This window comes from Proteus cibi, from assembly GCF_003144405.1.
Classification (GTDB): Bacteria; Pseudomonadota; Gammaproteobacteria; order Enterobacterales; family Enterobacteriaceae; genus Proteus; species Proteus cibi.
On sequence record NZ_PENW01000019.1, the window covers coordinates 60,977 to 80,383 of the forward strand.

A 19,407-nucleotide genomic window follows, 5' to 3' on the forward strand; every position below is an offset into this window, starting at 1 on the left:
AAAGAAAATGGCTAAAAGAACAGATATCAAAACAATCCTGATTTTAGGCGCTGGACCGATTGTGATCGGGCAAGCGTGTGAATTTGACTATTCAGGCGCCCAAGCATGTAAAGCCCTACGTGAAGAGGGATATCGTGTTGTTTTGGTAAATTCAAATCCTGCAACCATTATGACCGATCCTGAAATGGCCGATGCAACGTACATCGAGCCTATTCACTGGCAAGTTGTGAGAAAAATCATTGAAAAAGAGCGTCCTGATGCGGTATTACCGACAATGGGGGGACAAACTGCACTGAACTGTGCGTTAGAGCTAGAGCGCCAAGGTGTTTTAGCTGAGTTTGGTGTCACCATGATTGGTGCAACAGCCGATGCAATTGATAAAGCAGAAGATAGACAACGCTTTGATAAAGCGATGAAAAAAATTGGTTTAGATACTGCGCGTTCAGGTATTGCACATAATCTTGATGAAGCTTTTGCTGTTGCTGAACAAGTTGGTTTTCCTTGCATTATTCGCCCTTCATTCACGATGGGCGGAACCGGTGGTGGTATCGCCTATAATCGTGAAGAATTTGAAGAAATTTGTATCCGAGGTTTAGATTTATCACCCACCAATGAGCTGTTAATTGATGAATCACTCATTGGTTGGAAAGAGTATGAGATGGAAGTGGTGCGCGATAAAAACGACAACTGCATTATCGTCTGTTCTATCGAAAACTTTGATGCAATGGGAATTCATACGGGAGATTCCATCACAGTCGCACCCGCACAAACACTTACTGATAAAGAATATCAAATTATGCGTAATGCCTCGATGGCGGTATTACGTGAAATTGGCGTTGAAACTGGCGGTTCTAACGTTCAGTTTGCCGTTGATCCTAAAACAGGACGCTTGATTGTTATCGAAATGAACCCTCGGGTTTCTCGTTCATCAGCACTTGCATCTAAAGCAACAGGCTTTCCAATTGCGAAAGTCGCTGCAAAATTAGCGGTAGGTTATACCCTCGATGAACTGATGAATGATATCACTGGTGGAAGAACGCCAGCCTCTTTCGAACCTTCTATTGATTATGTTGTGACGAAAATTCCTCGCTTTAACTTTGAAAAATTTGCAGGAACCAATGATAGATTAACAACGCAAATGAAATCTGTTGGCGAAGTGATGGCAATTGGCAGAACACAACAAGAATCCTTGCAAAAAGCATTAAGAGGTCTCGAAGTTGGAGCGACAGGTTTTGATCCTAAAGTTGATTTAGACGATCCTGAAGCATTAACGAAAATTCGTCGAGAGTTAAAAGATGCGGGCTCAGACAGAATTTGGTATATCGCAGATGCTTTCCGAGCAGGACTGTCTGTTGATGGTGTATTTAACCTCACCAATATTGACCGTTGGTTCTTAGTTCAAATAGAAGAAATTGTTCGCCTTGAAGAAAAAGTCAGAGAAGTGGGTATCAAAGGGTTAAGTGCTGATTTCTTGCGTCAGTTAAAACGTAAAGGTTTTGCCGATGCACGTTTAGCTAAAATACTTAACGTAAAAGAGCATGTTATTCGCCAGTTACGAGAGCAATATCAACTCCATCCGGTCTATAAACGTGTTGATACTTGTGCTGCAGAGTTTGCTACTGATACAGCTTATATGTACTCGACTTATGAAGAAGAGTGCGAGGCAAATCCACATCAAGATAAACCTAAAGTCATGATCTTAGGTGGTGGACCAAACCGTATAGGTCAAGGTATTGAGTTTGATTATTGTTGTGTTCATGCGGCGCTTGCGTTACGTGAAGACGGTTATGAAACCATTATGGTGAACTGTAATCCTGAAACGGTTTCAACCGATTACGACACTTCTGACAGACTCTATTTTGAACCGGTAACACTTGAAGATGTGCTTGAAATTGTTCGTATAGAGAAGCCAAAAGGAGTGATTGTTCAATATGGTGGACAAACTCCGCTGAAATTAGCCAGAGCACTAGAAGCTGAAGGTGTGCCTGTTATTGGTACAACTCCGGATGCTATTGATAAAGCAGAAGACCGCGAACGTTTCCAAAAAGCGGTTGATAAGTTAGGGCTTAAACAGCCTGAAAATGCTACGGTGACCACTTTAGAAGAGGCGGTAGAAAAAGCACAATTGATTGGCTATCCGCTGGTGGTACGTCCTTCTTATGTACTTGGTGGACGCGCAATGGAAATTGTTTATGACGAAGTCGATTTACGTCGCTATTTCCAAACTGCAGTGAGCGTGTCGAACGATGCCCCTGTCTTATTAGACCGTTTTCTTGATGATGCGATTGAAGTCGATATTGATGCGATTTGTGACGGTGAACAAGTTGTGATTGGCGGCATTATGGAGCATATCGAACAAGCGGGTGTTCACTCCGGCGACTCTGCTTGCTCATTGCCTGCTTATACCCTAAGCAAAGACATTCAAGATGTGATGCGTAAACAAGTCCGTGAGCTTGCGTTTGAATTAGGTGTAAAAGGGTTAATGAACGCACAATTCGCGGTGAAAGGTGATGATGTTTATCTTATTGAAGTCAATCCTCGCGCCGCTCGTACAGTGCCTTTTGTGTCAAAAGCCACTGGTGTGCCATTAGCCAAAGTCGCCGCGCGTGTCATGATTGGTCAAAGCCTTGAAGCGCAAGGGGTTACAAAAGAAGTTATCCCACCTTATTACTCTGTAAAAGAAGTGGTTTTACCTTTCAATAAGTTTGCCGGTGTTGATCCGATTTTAGGACCTGAAATGCGTTCAACAGGCGAAGTGATGGGGGTTGGAACAACCTTTGCTCAAGCCTTTGCTAAAGCGATGTTAGGCAGCAGTTCTACCATGAAGAAAAAAGGTAGAGCGCTTCTTTCAGTGCGTGAGGGGGATAAAAAGCGAGTTGTTGACTTAGCGACGAAATTACTAAAAAGTGGATTTGAATTAGATGCGACACATGGTACAGCCATTGTATTAGGTGAAGCGGGAATAAATCCACGTTTAGTCAATAAAGTGCATGAAGGGCGACCGCATATTGAAGATAGAATTAAAAATGGTGAATATGACTATATTGTTAATACCACATCTGGTCGTCAAGCCATTGAAGATTCTAAAATTATTCGCCGCAGTGCATTAAGATATAAAGTCCATTATGACACCACATTAAATGGTGGATTTGCCACAACGTTGTCATTAACGGCGGACCCTACAGCGAGTGTTATTTCAGTTCAAGAAATGCATGAAAAGATAAATAAAGCTTAAGTTTAATTGTTGTCGTAATAATGATCCCGACTATGAGGAAACTTGTATTCGGGATTTTTTGTTTTTCTCTGTTTTATGAAAAAAAAGAAAGCCTCAAATACATTTATTTGGGGCGAGTGTAAAACAAAGAAGGGGGGGCGGATCTTTTTTTCGAGTAAGGAGTCAAGAAAATAAGCATGTTGATTTCTTTGTTTTAGCGGTTTTATTTTGTCTTTTTGGGGCGCTTAAGTCAAGCGTAAATTATTTTGCGTCAACAAGTAACACATTGTTTTAATTGGTAAATATTTAGCGTCTACCACGGGTAAGGTATAGTCGGTAGAGAAATTTCTGTTACTATATTGGCGGGTGCTTGGATCATTTTGGTTCAAGCATTTTGCAAGCACCAAAAAGAGAAAAGCCCCGAATTCTATTTTCATAAAATCCGGGGACAGACTCAAAACTAGCAACTTGATTTTGTCTCCTTTTCCGAAAGGAGTCAATTGAATTGACGAAAATAACCTTACTTGGCATTACTGTTATCTGTGTGACCGTACTCTGTTTTACTTTGATTGTAGGCGAACGATTATGTTCGCTTAACATTAGTGATGGGAACACAGTCGTTCAAGCTATTTTGATGTGTGATAAATAGTTTGGTGGGGGAGTTATTCTCCCCACAATTTTTCTTCAAGTTGTTAGGTTTGTGATACAAGCACCTTGTCTTTAAAATTTAGATGAACCTGCGACTAATCTTGATAGGATTAGCGTTGAAAAAACAGCAACTTATCTATAGCAACTAAACTTATTAGTATCTTACTTGACACCAATAATTGCTTTTTGTGCATTATTGGTGATGATGATAAATGTGAGTTATCAGAAAAAATATAAAGCAATTTAAATTTAAATAATTAAATATAAATAATTAAATATAAATAAAATACCCACTCAATATTAAAGATTGAGTGGGTATTTATTATATGGTCAATGATAACTTTATTTTGTAATGTTAGCGCGACCACTCCAAATAAAGTCTTTTTTCTTCTGGGTCGATTTTCCGTTAATATTAAAAATAGTGATTAACTCACCATGACCAGAATCATTGATTCTACATTGCTCATTAATAGCGTATTGCGCAGATGTTTCATAAAACTTAATATCCTGATCTACATTTTGATAAAACTGCTGAGTTCTTGGATAATCGACATTTTGACGAATGTTACCCGATATTGTTGGATTATTGTCAAGTATAACATTTCTAATTTGTGCCTTTATATCTATAGGGTAAAGTAACGCGATATCTTTATTTTTACGTAACACCTCGACTTGTATAAATAAATGTGTTGTTCTCGTTTCAACAGCATCTTGACAATGATCATATGTTATATTGCCGTCATCAGTATCAATATATATTGAATTCGGTCTAATAGTCATTAAATTCATTGCATTGTTTACATCTACTTCTGAAGTATTAATAGTATAAAATTTTGAAGCTGATTTATTAGCATTATCAAAAACCTTAACTTCTAATATTAATTTATTATTAGTTAAGTATTTTTGAGGGATATCATAAAATATGACAGGAACATCTATACCATTTTTTCCCCCATTATTGTTGTAGCTCTGTCTTTGCAGTATGTCTATTTGATTTCCATTATTATCTGTTAATACAAAATCAATGGCATGCGGTAAATCACCTACTGGACTCCACTTAACGGTAAAACTATTATCTGTTACATATAGGGGATGCCAATTCATATTATTAAGATTTGTTTCAATTTCTTTAGTATTCATTGACGTAAATTCAATTTGGTCAATTTTAATCTTAGGTGTTTTGTTTACACTAACTTCATAACGGTTACTATAATCTTGATAATAAGCATTATTTTTTACTTCAAGTGTTAAGTAAGCATTACCATAACTTAAATAAGTAATCATACCCTCTGGTGTAACAGTGACAGATTTGGGATCATCACTACTCCATGTTGCCTGTGCTTGGCTAGGAACAGGAGCTTCTGTCTCTTGAGCTGGTATTGGACCATTATCAGTATCACTATCGGATAAAAAGACTATCTTATTTTTAAAGGTATAATTAAGTACCCCTTTTTCTTGATGATAATTTACTGTAGTTGTTGCTACTTTAAATTGATCCGTTGCATCCGACGTCACATTAATGGTGGTATCACCCGGTTTTACTGCTGTTATACTCCCTTGATTATCAACGGTTAATATAGCTTTATTAGTGCTACTAAATTGCAGTGATGGTGGGTTTTTTACACTGTCAGGGTTGCTAAACGTTGCGCTAATTTGTTGTGTAATTCCATCTTCCCACGTTGAATTTATTTGTGGATTTTTTACTGATAATCCGGGATCGGCTTTTTCAACAAGTAGCGGATAACTATTTTCTGCAGGTAAGAAGTGATCATCACCCGTTGTTTGCAAGGTAATCAATGATTGACCTGCTTTTAATAGGGTAATTTCCCCTGTGAAAGCATCAATTGTAGCGACAGTAGGCTCCGAACTTGACCACATTGCTTTCAAGTTTGAAGGTAATCCGGTATAACCCAGTGCTTGAACTGGGGTTGATGAGTAAACCTCCTGCTGTAGTTTTTTATCAAACACAATAATCGGTTTTGGTGCTGTCACATTAATCGTTAATGTATTTGTTAACGAGGTACTTTCCGCTTTTGCGGTAAAGGTGACATCACCTTGAATGTTTGATGTTACATCCGTTTGATATTCTCCTTTACCGATATCTGCTAATGGATCTTTTGAATAAGTGACTTTTGTTGTTGCTGAAAGTGTTACTTTTTTACCTGTTATCGCATTATCGTATTTATCGACTAATTTTACCGTCAGTGTCGCTTTATCTTGGTTATCGCCTCCGATAGATTGGCGGTTACTGCTTAAGGTCGATTTATCGGCATCAATAGCGGCTGGTTGTACGGTGACATCATCAATTGATTTATGGTTATTTAAGTCCAGATAGGCACTCATTTGCAGTATACCGGCAACATGGCTAGTGACTTTTGTTTTAGCAATACCTTGAGCATCTGTGTAGGTACTAAAGTCATAGTCATCTGCTAATCCACGCAATTTCCACGACACAATAACATTAGGTAAAATATTGTCATTAGCATCAACTACGCTTGCCTGATAAGTGACTCCGTTAGTATCACCCGCAATTATTGTGGTGTTACTGACACTGGCATCTTTTATTTTCCATGTTGAACTATCAGCATTAAGTTGCAATGTTTTATGTTTGGTAAATTGAGTGCCATTAACGCTAACACTAATATCGGCAGTACCTGCTTTTTTACCTGTTACTTCTATTTCATATTTAGCGGGTGAAACTTGTTTAGCTGTACCAAATATAATCGTCGAATTATTAGAAGTTCCTTTAACGGTTTGATCAGGAAGAATATTTCCGCCTTTATCTTTGATTAATAAGGTAAGGATCGCTTTATCTTGACCGTTGGCAATAATGGTTGCAGGTAACAGCGTTAATTCAGAGTTGTTTTCATCCACATCACTTGCGACAAAATTAACGTCTTTTGCTGGATAAGATCCTGATTTTAAAACGGCATTCACTTTTGCTAAGCCAGCAGGATCTCGGGTTAATTGAGTTTGCGTTGCTCCTTTATCATCAGTAAATGTTAAGGCGTTAGATAACACACTGACATTATCTGATGTCCAAGTAACAGGTACACCACTACTCACTGGATTGTTATAATTATCAATTAAATGAGCGGTATACGTGATGGTGTCGCCCGCTTTAGGTGCTGTATCACTGATATCAAAGTGATCAACTTTAGCACTTAAGTTATCGGCAATAACGGTAAGGGAAGCATTTGGGGTTAAAGTAACGCCTTTTACCTGTGCGCTAACCGTAGTATTACCTGCTTTTGTTGCATAAATCGTTGCTTGGTAGACGCCATCTTTTACTTCTTTAAATGCGCTTGTTGTCAGATTGAGATTAACAGAGTATTTCGCGTTAATTTCATCCTTTAATCCAGTTAATAAGTTATCTTGTTTATCCTTTAAAGTAATAATAATCTCTGATTTATCATAACTATGTGTTCCATCACCGGCCGTAATTGTAGTGGGTGAAAGAGCTAACGTAGAGTGATCCGCTGAGATAACATCGGGTGTAAAGGTGATAGTGTTATCGGCATTTTGAAACTGTGTACTATCGAGCATTGCTGTCACTTGAGCCGTACCCGCTTGCGTACTTGATAGCGTGATTTCTGCAATACCTTTACTGTCAGTTTTACTGATGGGTGATAACGTACCTAAAGTGGTTATCCAGCCCACATTGATACCTTCCATGCCGGTATTACCTTGAGTATCCGTGATTGTTGCACGAACAGTCACTTTGTCATTACCGTTGGCTATTGCCGTATTCGGTGGAACAACGGTAACGGATTGGAGCCTTGCATTTTGTTTATCAGCGATAAAACCTAAAGGTTGAGTAAGCGATATTCCCTGATATGTGGCAGAAATAGTGCTCATCCCTTCTTTTTGACCACTGATATTCGCTTGGTAAACACCCGGTGAAATTTCTTTTATTGCACTAAATGTAATGGTTGAGTTATCACCCGTTAAGGCTATTTTTTTGTCTTGCTTAGGTACAGGGTTACCAAACTTATCGTTCAATGAAATGGTCGCAACCGAGAATGTTTTTCCATCAGCAATAATAGATTGTGGATCGAGCGTTAGGCGGCTTTGTTGAGCGCTAGCTTGAGCAGGAGTGAAAGTAATATCTTTTGAAGCTTGTTGTTTATTCAGTAAGTTCGCCGTTACCGTCGTTAAAATGGCTTGAGTCCCCTTTATATCAACTTGGGTTTCACCTTTATCATTGGTATTGGTTAATGCTTTACTTAATGTGTTGTGTGTGGATTGCCAGAAAACAGGGTGTTGAGCTAATGGATTGTTATTGGCATCCGTGATCACCGCAACCACAGTAACGGCATCACTATTATCAGCTATTGCACTGGTTTTATTATTCAGTGTCTTTAATGTAATAACGGCACTATTTGGATCAGCAATTGCCATGAATGTTGCTTGAGCTTGCTCACCATTCGCTAATTTAGCAGTAACGGTGATTAAGCCTGCTTTATTCGCACTAATTTGATCTGTAGTTTTGCCTTGAGCATCCGTTGTGGTTTGCTGTTTATCAAGTGTTGATCCATTACTGGTTTGCCACGCTATTGCGACATTAGGAAGTTTATTACCAAATTTATCTTCAACAGTTGCGGTTAATAATGCTTTTTCTTGAGCATCGGCGACAATTTGTGTTTTATCGACAGATAATGATTTAATTAACCCTTGCTGATTATCGGCAATAAACGTAATGGGTGCTGCTGATAAAGAGTTGTTATTTGTGGTGGCAGTTACTGTAACGGGTAATGCTTGTGTGCTGGTTAATTTAGCATGGGTTATCCCTTGTTTATCGGTGACTGAAACCGCGGTGATATGAGCGATATTTTTGTCACGATCGGTTGACCAAAGAATATTGGCATTAGGGAGTGGATTGCCAAAATTATCTTTTACTTCAGCAGTAAAGGTGACCTCTGTTTTGCCATCAGCAATATAAGGAGGCGCTGATGGAGTGACGGAAATAATCTTGCCATCAGAAATATCGCTGATAAAAGTAGATGTTGCTTCAGTCACTTTATGACTGGTAGTAACTTCGGCTTTGACTGTTACATCGCCAGCGATTTTACTGACCATGGTGGTACTGGCTTTACCGTCTTTATCGGTCATTACCTCGGCATCTTTAATTTGGGCTTGATTATCTACACGTAAAATGACTTTGGTATTTGGAACTGGATTCTTGTTTTTATCAATAACAGTAAGGTTAATGATTTTTTCTGAAATATTATCAGCTAATGAGATATTGGGCGTAATAGTTAAATAAGAACGAGGGATATAAGCACTTTGTTCATCCGCAATAAAGTTAACATTAATCGCATAATCAATATCTTTTACGGTCACTGTGATATGGGTCATTCCCGTATGGGTGTTTGTAATAGGAATAATCACATCACCCATCAATGATGTACGACTTGCCGCGATAATTTTTGCGCCATTATCAGCAGAAAGTGTTATTGGATAATTGGCAATTGGGTTGTTATTTAAATCTGTAACAATAATTTTGATTTTATTTTCACTTTTACCATCAGCAAATGCATTATCTTTAATCACCGTTAAATCGCCTTTGGCTATATGCGCAGTAATAGTATCGGCAATAAAATTAATTTCTGCTTGGTTAAAGGTATTATCGCGGAATTTAGGCGTTAAAATCAGTTTCTCAGTGACACTACCTGCGGTGACTGTCGCTTGATATTTACCTGTATCAATACGTGTAAATGGCGAAACTTTGCTATTACTTGCTTGGCGACCTAATTGTGTTTCTAATGACAACTCTTGCAGGTTTATATCAACAGGCAGATTATCGTTATCTAATACAGATAAGGTTAATGTTTGCGTAGAATGTCCATCAGCCGGTAATTGAGATTGAGTCGGTGTAAATTGGCTATTGGTTGTATTAATGGCGGATTGATCGACAATAATTTCACTCTGAACCGGATCAGAACGATTACCTTTTTCATCGATGGCAACAGCACTAATGAGATAACTGTTTTTTTGGTTAGCACCAGAAATATGGTTAGGAAGCGTAACGGAATAATTAAACGCACCATTGTGATTAATTTTACCGCCATTGGCTATCAATGCACTGGCTGACCATTCAATCTGTTTTACAGGATATTTAGCGCGAACTTGAACCGCTAAATCTTTCTCCTCTTTGGCATAGCCCATAATAGAAGGGGCGATAGAAAGAAAGACTAACGTTTTCTTTTTATATTCTAAGACGATGTCATTATTTCTATCGACAAAATCATAACGACTACCTGACATTAAGCGCATGGCACGAACATTATCAGGATTTAATTGTGATAAGAGTGATTCACCTAAGCGATATTGTACGCTGATATCTAATTTGCTATCACTGTTATCATGTAAGCCAAATCGACGCTCTGCACCAAAGGTAATTAATGGTACGGGGGTATAAGTTAATCCTGCGGTATAGGCGTGAGGATTTTTTTGGCGGTTATCTTTACCAAATAGACCGACTTCATCACCATAATATTGTTCAAAAGTGAGTTTTGCGCCTAATTGAGGATAATTCGGTAAATAACCTTCAGTGCGTATGTCCCAACCATTTGCAGGACGTTCGTTATAATCCATTACATCATCAGAAGTACGCCAGTTTGATAGTCGATGATAGTGGTTTGCACTCAGTTTAAAATAATCTCGCCAGATTTCGGCACCAATGCCAAATCGACTGTGGTAGCGACTTAAATCATAATCATAAAAAGCGTTAACACCGAGCATAAAGCGATCAGCAAAATAGCGGTAGCCAATGCCTTGATTAAACTGACTACGCGAGTCTTTGCGATGATAGCTGGTTTGTGAAAAAACTAAATTTTTCTCTTGATCATATAATGGAACTAATAGATCCGCGGAACTGCTCTCTAATGTGAAGTTTTTATCAGTTGAAAGAGAAACTCTTGCATGACCAAATTGGCTTAACCATTGTTCTATTTCCGCGTTGGCTTTGTTGGTAAGTTGGCTAATTGCATACTGTGTCGCATCGGTATCTTTATTTAATAAAGATGCGTTATTTACGACTAACTGTGCTAATTCCTCTCCATCAGTAGATATTTCAGGTAAATCTTTTTCATTAGCGTTTAACCATTTACCATGATGAGAAACTGCTTTAGGAATATTAAGGATAATTCCTTCTTTAATTTTTAATTTTCCTACTAAAGAGACATAATCTGGATTATCTTCAATTAATTTTGATAACTTGATATTGAATTTTTTAGCTATTGACTCAGGCGTATCATCTTTTTGAACTTGATAGTGATCTCTATTGATTGGTTTATTAATAAATTGATTTTCCTGTATATTCTCTTTAGCAAATACATTAGAAGGTATTGTTGCAGAGATAGGAAAAGCAAACTGAATAAAGATATTTACCCATGCTACTTTTTTAGCTATCGCAGATAGCTGTGGTGTTAGCCCATATTTTGATATTGTCATTTTAAAAGCTCATCGCAAATAAATAATGATGAGATTCTCTTATTTATATAGGTTTTCGATATCAAAAACTGAACTTGAATTCATTAGTTTTTAGATATCTAAAAAAATAGAGATTAAAAGTATAAAAATAAAAGAGAGGAAAAAATAAATACTCAACTAGCGTTGAAAGAGAATAAGACTCTTTTTAAGAAATATCATATGATTAAAAAAAGCCAGTATAAAAGTTTATACTGGCTTTTGACATCAATTAACAATCACACATTAATCAGTTATTTCTACTACGAGATATCGACGAAAATATCAGGATCAGGCCCTAAGCGTTTTTTCTGATCAAGTATTGTGATCGCAGCGACTTCCTCTTTCTCAAGTTTGAAATCAAAAATATGGAAGTTCTCTTCAATACGAGAAGGTGTAACTGATTTTGGAATAACCACTAACCCGCTATCTAAATGCCAACGTAAAACAATTTGAGCAGGGGTTTTATGGTATTTTTCAGCGAGTTTTTGAATAACTGGCTGTTCAAAGACACCTTCACCACCTTGGGCTAATGGGCTCCAAGATTCGGTGACAATATTATGCGTTGTGTTCCATGCTCTTAATGGTGCTTGTTGCATTAAAGGGTGAATTTCAATCTGATTGATAACCGGCGTTACACCCGTTTCTGTGATGATGCGTTCTAGATGTTCTTCTTTAAAATTACAGACACCAATGCTTTTTACTAATCCTTCTTTTTGCAGAATAATCATTTGCTTCCAAGCTTCAACATAAAGCTCTCGTGAAGGGACTGGCCAATGCATTAAATAGAGATCAATATAATCAAGTTGCAAACGCTGGAGACTTTCTAATACCGCACCACGGGCATGAGTTTGATCGTTGTTCCATAATTTTGTGGTGATAAAGAGTTCATCACGAGGAACCGTGATCTGTTTTAGCGCTTTACCCACACCTTCTTCATTATGATAAATTGCCGCAGTATCAAAAAGGCGATAGCCTGTATCTAGTGCGTGATGAATAGCTTTAACAACTTGATGATTATCTGCTTGCCAAACACCCAACCCTAGTTGTGGGATGGCATTTCCATCAGATAATTTGATCAGTTTAGGTTTATCCATTTTTGTCTCCAAAGTCGCATAAAAGTACTTAGAGTGCCGCAGTATAAATACGTTGACTGACTTCTAATGTGATATCTTGATGCTCACCCAGTGCAATTTGTCCATGCTCTTCCAATTTTCGCACTAAAGCTGGAATATCTTCTTCGGTGATTTTGAAATCAGCCAGTCGAGTTCTAAGTCCCATTAATTCAAAGAATTTTCGAGTTTCATTAATCGCAGTTTCAATTTTAAAAGCGTCGGAACCTTGGTTTATACCCCAAACTTTTTGTGCATATTGGATTAACTTCTCATATTTAGCCTGCCGTTTTTCATTTAATAAGGCAGGTAAAACGATGGCGAGAGTTTGTGCATGATCAAGCCCGTGTAATGCCGTGAGTTCGTGACCTAATGCATGCGTAGCCCAATCTTGAGGAACACCAACACCAAGGATACCATTCAGCGCTTGTGATGCTGCCCACATTATATTAGCACGGATATCATAGTCTGCTGGTGATGTCAGCGCTTTTGGTCCTTGATCAATCAAAATCCGTAAAAGACCTTCTGCATACTCATCTTGTACACGAGCATTCACTGGATAAGTGAGATATTGCTCTAATATATGAATAAAAGCGTCAACAACACCGTTAGCTGTTTGTCTTGGTGGTAAAGAATAAGTGGTTGTTGGATCTAAAATAGCGCAATGAGGATAAACATGAGGAGAGGTAAAGCTTTGTTTATCCATTGTCTGTTTTTTACTGATCACGGAAAAACTGTTGGTTTCTGTTCCTGTTGCGGGAAGTGTCAATACGCAACTTAAAGGCATGGCTTTTTCGACCACTTTACCGCGACTGGTTACGATTTCCCAAGGCTCACCTTTATAAGGGATAGCGGCTGCAATAAATTTTGTACCATCAATAACGGAACCGCCCCCTACTGCTAATAAATGCGTAATACCATGATATCTGGCATAAGAAACGGCTTTCATTAGTGTTTCATAGGAAGGATTCGGCTCAATACCGCCAAATTCATGTATTTGGTAGCCTGGCAGTGCGGTATAGATTTGATCTAAAACGCCATTGCGTTTAATACTACCACCACCATAAGTCAGCAGAATTCTTTCATTTTTTCCGATTTCAGAACGTAATTTTTCTATTTGCCCTTGACCAAAATGAAGGCGAGTGGGGGAGTAATAAGTAAAGTTTTGCATTTTGTTTCCACCTTAATTTGATGTTATGCAGGATGACAATTAATCAGGAAAAAGTTTTACACTGTATCTAGACGAATAGCATGACATAACTATAACTGTAAGGTTGTAGAAATAAGAGATGAATTATTTTTCTTAATGACTACAACAATTCAAATTGTAGTTAATTTATAAGGAGTAATATGGAAAGTCATTATTTAACATTAAACCAAGAACATTGGGATAAACAAGCCGCAATCGAAAATCAGTGGTCTAAACCTGTCAGTGATGAAGAAATTATCGCTGCAAAACAAGAAAACTGGAAAGTCCATTTAACGCCTAATCCGGTTAAAAAAGAGTGGTTATCAGAGATTAAAGGTAAAAAAATACTCTGCTTAGCCTCTGCGGGTGGGCAACAAGCTCCTATTTTAGCGGCTGCTGGTGGGGTTGTGACGGTATTTGATTTATCAGAAGGTCAATTAAGTAAAGACCATCAATTGGCACAAAAGCATCAGTTAGATTTGGTCACCGTACAAGGTGATATGGCTGATTTAACCGCATTTGCTGATGAAAGTTTTGATATTGTATTTCATCCCATTTCCAATTTGTATGTGCCGGATGTAAACCCTGTTTGGCAAGAGTGCTACCGTGTATTAAAAAAAGGTGGGGTATTAATGGCAAGCTTTTATAACCCAGTGGTGTTTGTTGATGATCGAGATCCACAATTACGAACCCAAGGATTAATGCGACCCACTTACCGATTACCATATAGCGATCAAGATTCACTACCTTCGGAGATCCTACAAGAAAAAATCGCAAGAGGTGATGGTCTAGTATTTGGTCATTCTTTAACTGACCTGATTGGTGGGCAGCTAAAAGCGGGGTTCTTATTACAAGACTTTGTTGAAGATTTTGCTCCTCATGCTCGTTTCTTAGTTGATAGTTATATTCCAACGTTTCTAGCTTCAAAAGCCATTAAGCTTTAATAATAAATAGATTAAGGCAAAGAGATGACGGTGATAAATATCAACGGATTTTTACTAAGGTATTAATAAGGTAGGAGATAAGACAATGAACAACTGAACGTTTGAAGCATTTAATGATTAAAAAACGCCATTATGATGATTAAAATAATGGCGTTTTTTGGGTTATTTATGACTGGTGCTATTTTTACGATGGCGAATATACATCACGATCGAGCCAATTAAGCCTGCGCTTAAGAGCAATACTGGCAATGTCATCAAGATATTCATGACAAGTGTTTCATGTTTTTGTACAAATGGAATAAGGTTTAGCACATAGCCTAAAGAAACAATAATCCCTACCCACAAGAAGCCACTTAACCAGTTAAATATTTGAAAGCGACGTTGCTTTAATTCAGATAAACCTGCCAAGGTTGGTAATAATGTACGCACGAATCCAATAAAACGACCCAGTAATAGCGCATATAAGCCTTGGCGATGGAAGAGATCATTTGCCTTATGGTGATATTGCTCTGGTAATTGAGCCATCCAACGTTTAACCACTTTTGTATCACTTAGCCAACGGCCTTGTAAAAAGCCGAGCCAACTCCCAATACTTGCGGCAGTACCTAATATAATGATAGTTGGAAAAAAGTGTAAAACACCTTTTGCAATTAAAGCACCACAAAGAATAAGTAGCGTATCTCCTGGTAAAAATGCTGCGGGCAATACCCCGTTTTCCAGCATAATAATAACAAAAAGAACAATATAGATAACCCACAGCACATTTGGATTAGCTAACACCATATAATCGTGTTGCAGTAGTGCGTGAATGATCTCTTTTAATGTACCCATTAGCGAACTCGCATTAAAAAAGGACTTTATGTTCGCTATTCTAACGCAAAATAAAGAGAACAGTTTGATTTAATCCCTGTGGAACCACAGGGATAGATTTTTTTTAATAAAAAATTCATTCTTCATTAAGAAATACGTAAAAAAGCCTGCTCGAGATCTTCAATAAGGTCATCTACATTTTCTAATCCAACATGAATGCGGAATAGTGTTCCTGTAAATGTTGGCTGAGTTTCATATTGTCGCATCGCTTTAATATCATTGGGTTGATAACCTAAAATTAAAGATTCAAATCCCCCCCATGAAAATGCCATCTTAAATAATGAGAAATTATCTAAGAAATGCGCAAATTCTTCAGGCGTTAAGATTTTCTTTAAACTAAAAGAGAATAATCCGTTACTACCTGAGAAATCGCGTTGAAAAAATTCATGTCCCTGACAAGAAGCTAATGCAGGGTGATAGACATGATCAACTAAAGGATGTTGTTTTAACCAGCGAGCGACTTCTAATGCACTTTGTTCGTGTTGTTTCATCCTGACTGGTAATGTTCTTAATCCTCTTGCTGTCATATAAGCCGTATCAGGATCAACACATTGACCTAATAAATAGGCGTTTTCTCGTAACTGCTCCCAGCAACGTTCATTAGCCACAGCAAAACCTAGCATGCCATCTGAGTGACCATTAATATATTTTGTGGCAGATTGGATTGAAATATCGGCACCCAATGTGAGGGGTTTAAGCAGTAATCCTGCTGCCCAAGTGTTATCAATCATAATAATGATTTCAGGGTTATATTGGCGAACTGAATTGACAATGCCTTGTAGATCTTGAATTTCCATCGTGATTGACCCTGGAGACTCAAGAAACACGATTTTTGTTTCAGGACGGAGTAATTGGCTGATCTCTTTGCCGATTAAAGGATCAAAATAAGTCGTTGTGACGGATAATTTACGTAAGATCTGATCACAAAAATTTTGAGTTGGATCGTAAGCTGAGCCTGTAACAAGAATATGAGCACCTTGCTCAATAAAGGCGAGTAGAGATTGCGTAATCGCAGCCGCACCTGAAGGAAACAGTGCGCAGCCTGCGCCTTGCTCTAATTCAGTTAACGCTTCTTGTAAGGCAAAATGGGTGGTTGTACCTCGACGACCATAAAAAAGCGTACCTTCCGCGCGTTTTTTCGTTGCTTCACGTTTTTGTGCAACGGAATCAAAAATAACGGATGATGTTCGTTGTATAATTGGATTTACTGCGCCTTGGGAATATTTTTTAGCTCGACCCGAAAGGAGGAGTGAGGTTTCTTGTTTTTTTAGCGTCATCCTTAATACCTTCTTTTAATTGATGGTGTGTTTACCTCAAGTTAATGCATTTTTTGGATAAGTACAAAAGGCTTGCAGGGTAGTTGATAAAATTTCACGTTACGTGAAAGAACGATAATTTGTCTTAAAAATCGACAAATGAAAAAAAATAGCCAAATAGTAATGATAATTACTATCAAAATGCTTCATGTTTGATATCATTTGAGCGTTTTCTCTTTCCTGATGGCAAACAGGATGATTGTAAGTGAACGATTTTGGGTAAGTAGTGGCGTAAAGATGCCATTACTGAATAAATAAATAGATAAAAAAGAGAGTAAAAGGCCAACTGATGCGTAATTTGACAGCTTCTATTCTATTGGCAATCGGTTTGACAGGCTCTGCTTTTGCGGATACGACTCCTGCCACACCAACTGAACAGCCAACTACTACTGCTGCCGTTTCTTCAACAGCTTCTACACCGGGAACTGCTACACCAACAACGGCGACTTCTTCTGCGACCGCTACAACGGGGAATGACGCGAAAGCAGTAGGTTCTGAAACTACTAAGCCTGAAGGTGAAAATACACCTGTAACAACGGCTGAAAACTCAGAAAATGCAACCTCAGCGCCAGAAAATACACCAGCAGAAGTACAACCTGAAATGGTTGCTGGTGGTGGATTTGCGGAAGATTTATCTGTGATGGGTATGTACCGTAATGCAGACTTAGTCGTTAAAAGTGTCATGATTGGCTTAATGTTAGCCTCTATTGTTACTTGGGCACTATTTTTCGCGAAAGGAAGCTACTTACTCTCACTGCGTCGTCGCTTAAGAAATGAGACGGCTCAGTTAGTTGATGCTAAATCACTTAACGATGCGTTAGCGATTAGCAAAAAATTTGGTAATAAGAGCGCAACCGCTGATTTCTTTAATGATGCAGAGTTAGAGCGTACTTACTCTCAAGAAAGTAAAGTGGCGTCAGGCATTAAAGAGCGCGTTGAAATGCGTATGGAACGTCGCGTTGCAGCAATAATTCGTGAATTAGGTCGTGGAAATGGTTACTTAGCCACAATTGGTGCAATTTCTCCTTTTATCGGTCTTTTCGGTACGGTTTGGGGGATCATGAATAGCTTTATTGGTATTGCACATTCTCAGACGACAAATCTTGCGGTTGTTGCGCCGGGTATTGCAGAAGCATTATTAGCAACGGCGATTGGTCTGATTGCGGCTATTCCAGCGGTGATTATCTATAACATTTTTGCTCGTATGATCGCAGGTTATCGTGGTGAAATTGGTGATATCGCAACAGGTGTGGTGACATTAGTCAGCCGTGATCTAGATATCGAAAACAGCAAAGCAAGGTAATGAATTATGGCAATGCGTCTTGGTGATGATTCAGGTGATGATAATGAATTGCATGATATCAATGTGACGCCTTTTATTGATGTCATGTTGGTTCTACTCATTATCTTTATGGTAGCGGCACCTTTAGCTACTGTTGATATAAAAGTAAATTTACCCGCTTCAAGTGCTAAACCACAGCCTCGTCCTGAAAAGCCTGTTTATTTAACGATTAAGTCGGATAAACAAATTTTCATTGGTGAAGAGATGGTCACACATGAAACGATGGCGAATGTGTTAGATACCCTGACACAAGCAAACAAAGAGACAACGATCTTTTTCCAAGCGGATAAAACGGTCGATTATGAAACGTTAATGTCGGCAATGGATTCGCTAAGAAAAGCGGGTTATCTCAAAGTTGGGCTTGTGGGAATGGAAACCGTCTCTACGGGGGGTTAAAATTTAGCAAATAAGCTATTTATCTAAGTATTATTACGCTATTTTAAAAGCACTTTATTTATCGTTGTGAAATGATGAATAAAGTGCTTTTTTATTGCCTAGAAGAAATAGGGTTTATATTTTCACCATTTTTAATGGTTATCGGTATTATTAATAAAATTGAGTTAGAATAAAATTTAACTTTAGTATTAAATAATATTAATAATAGATAGATTAAGTTACAGAATAAATAATTAATTAAGTTTATTGGGTAATGGTGGGCTGAATCAATTAATGCTAAGTAGATATCATTATTTGACCTCCCATCACATTAATATTCATTAACTCTTCATTTTTTTTCATTTTTGGATTTTTTCAAATCAACTTTTTAAAGTTAAATTTTTTTATAACCTTGTGATTTATAATGTTTTTATTTAAATTTGATTTAAGTGTAAAAAAACTTGCGCAAAAAATCTTATTGGATATAATGCATTCACGTTACAAATTGAAATATTCTGTAATGTGTTAAAACGCCTAATTTATTTATTATCTAAGTTATCCGCATTAGGGGACTTATTTTTTTATTGCACCAGGTAGACCGTTGTTTTCAGTCATTCCAATTTCGAGTAAGTCGATTTTATTGACTTATTCAAACCACTTCTTATCCTTGATAAGCGGTGAGTAAAATAAAACGTGAAAGGCAGAGAACTACACATAGCATTTTATTATTTTAATAAATTTAGAAGCCATAACATTTCGGTGTTATGGCTTTTTTATTTTGCTTGTTATATCCGTTGTTATCGCCACTTCTAAGTTGAGATCCCCAGAGTGTACCATGTTGACACTGATTCTCAGTTTATCGCTCATCATCAACGAGATCTTGCCTGCTTGAAAAACACAAACAGTTAACAAAGCATTTTTCAATTT

Annotated in this window: 10 protein-coding genes; 5 read left to right on the forward strand and 5 right to left on the reverse strand. The window is 37.8% G+C overall.

The annotated features are described in order from the left end of the window. The first annotated feature begins 7 nt into the window (after window positions 1-7). Window positions 8-3,235: a carbamoyl-phosphate synthase large subunit gene (gene carB, locus DK865_RS11470; protein WP_109391973.1), complete on the forward strand. Its 3,228-nt coding sequence runs from the start codon at window positions 8-10 to the stop codon at window positions 3,233-3,235. Between the two features lie 484 nt (window positions 3,236-3,719). Beyond that, window positions 3,720-3,863 carry a Hok/Gef family protein gene (locus DK865_RS11475; RefSeq protein ID WP_071788542.1) on the forward strand — a complete coding sequence of 48 codons (144 nt, stop codon included), beginning with the start codon at window positions 3,720-3,722 and terminating at the stop codon, window positions 3,861-3,863. A 341-nt stretch (window positions 3,864-4,204) separates the two neighbouring features. Here the strand turns inward: DK865_RS11475 and DK865_RS11480 are convergent, their stop codons facing one another. The 3 genes from DK865_RS11480 to DK865_RS11490 all read right to left on the reverse strand — a co-directional run bounded on the left by DK865_RS11480 (window position 4,205) and on the right by DK865_RS11490 (window position 13,615). Continuing rightward, complete coding sequence (locus DK865_RS11480) at window positions 4,205-11,317, reverse strand: Ig-like domain-containing protein (protein ID WP_109391974.1); 7,113 nt, start codon at window positions 11,315-11,317, stop codon at window positions 4,205-4,207. Window positions 11,318-11,595: 278 nt separating this feature from the next. Continuing rightward, complete coding sequence (dkgA, locus tag DK865_RS11485) at window positions 11,596-12,429, reverse strand: 2,5-didehydrogluconate reductase DkgA (RefSeq protein WP_023580927.1); 834 nt, start codon at window positions 12,427-12,429, stop codon at window positions 11,596-11,598. Window positions 12,430-12,457: 28 nt separating this feature from the next. Continuing rightward, on the reverse strand, window positions 12,458-13,615 hold the full coding sequence (locus DK865_RS11490; RefSeq protein WP_023580926.1) for an iron-containing alcohol dehydrogenase: 1,158 nt from the start codon (window positions 13,613-13,615) through the stop codon (window positions 12,458-12,460). A 179-nt stretch (window positions 13,616-13,794) separates the two neighbouring features. On the opposite strand from DK865_RS11490, the gene DK865_RS11495 reads away from it, so the two are divergent. Next, window positions 13,795-14,577 carry a class I SAM-dependent methyltransferase gene (locus DK865_RS11495; RefSeq protein ID WP_023580925.1) on the forward strand — a complete coding sequence of 261 codons (783 nt, stop codon included), beginning with the start codon at window positions 13,795-13,797 and terminating at the stop codon, window positions 14,575-14,577. Window positions 14,578-14,739: 162 nt separating this feature from the next. Here the strand turns inward: DK865_RS11495 and DK865_RS11500 are convergent, their stop codons facing one another. Both DK865_RS11500 and metC read right to left on the reverse strand, forming a co-directional pair. Beyond that, window positions 14,740-15,408, reverse strand: coding sequence for a DedA family protein (locus tag DK865_RS11500; protein WP_023580924.1), 669 nt, complete (start codon window positions 15,406-15,408; stop codon window positions 14,740-14,742). 125 nt (window positions 15,409-15,533) lie between these two features. Then, window positions 15,534-16,724, reverse strand: a complete 1,191-nt coding sequence (metC, locus tag DK865_RS11505) for a cystathionine beta-lyase (RefSeq protein ID WP_023580923.1) — start codon at window positions 16,722-16,724, stop codon at window positions 15,534-15,536. A 328-nt stretch (window positions 16,725-17,052) separates the two neighbouring features. On the opposite strand from metC, the gene exbB reads away from it, so the two are divergent. Beyond that, complete coding sequence (exbB, locus tag DK865_RS11510; RefSeq protein WP_109391975.1) at window positions 17,053-18,066, forward strand: tonB-system energizer ExbB; 1,014 nt, start codon at window positions 17,053-17,055, stop codon at window positions 18,064-18,066. Window positions 18,067-18,072: 6 nt separating this feature from the next. After that, window positions 18,073-18,501, forward strand: coding sequence for a TonB system transport protein ExbD (gene exbD, locus DK865_RS11515; protein WP_023580921.1), 429 nt, complete (start codon window positions 18,073-18,075; stop codon window positions 18,499-18,501). The last annotated feature ends 906 nt before the right edge of the window (window positions 18,502-19,407 follow it).

What these genes read in the sequence shown, in the direction of transcription:
- carB (WP_109391973.1), top strand. Translation starts at nt 8, where the DNA reads ATGGCTAAAAGAACAGATATCAAAACAATCCTGATTTTAGGCGCTGGA.
- DK865_RS11480 (WP_109391974.1), bottom strand. Translation starts at nt 11,317, where the DNA reads ATGACAATATCAAAATATGGGCTAACACCACAGCTATCTGCGATAGCT.
- dkgA (WP_023580927.1), bottom strand. Translation starts at nt 12,429, where the DNA reads ATGGATAAACCTAAACTGATCAAATTATCTGATGGAAATGCCATCCCA.
- DK865_RS11490 (WP_023580926.1), bottom strand. Translation starts at nt 13,615, where the DNA reads ATGCAAAACTTTACTTATTACTCCCCCACTCGCCTTCATTTTGGTCAA.
- DK865_RS11495 (WP_023580925.1), top strand. Translation starts at nt 13,795, where the DNA reads ATGGAAAGTCATTATTTAACATTAAACCAAGAACATTGGGATAAACAA.
- DK865_RS11500 (WP_023580924.1), bottom strand. Translation starts at nt 15,408, where the DNA reads ATGGGTACATTAAAAGAGATCATTCACGCACTACTGCAACACGATTAT.
- metC (WP_023580923.1), bottom strand. Translation starts at nt 16,724, where the DNA reads ATGACGCTAAAAAAACAAGAAACCTCACTCCTCCTTTCGGGTCGAGCT.
- exbB (WP_109391975.1), top strand. Translation starts at nt 17,053, where the DNA reads ATGCGTAATTTGACAGCTTCTATTCTATTGGCAATCGGTTTGACAGGC.
- exbD (WP_023580921.1), top strand. Translation starts at nt 18,073, where the DNA reads ATGGCAATGCGTCTTGGTGATGATTCAGGTGATGATAATGAATTGCAT.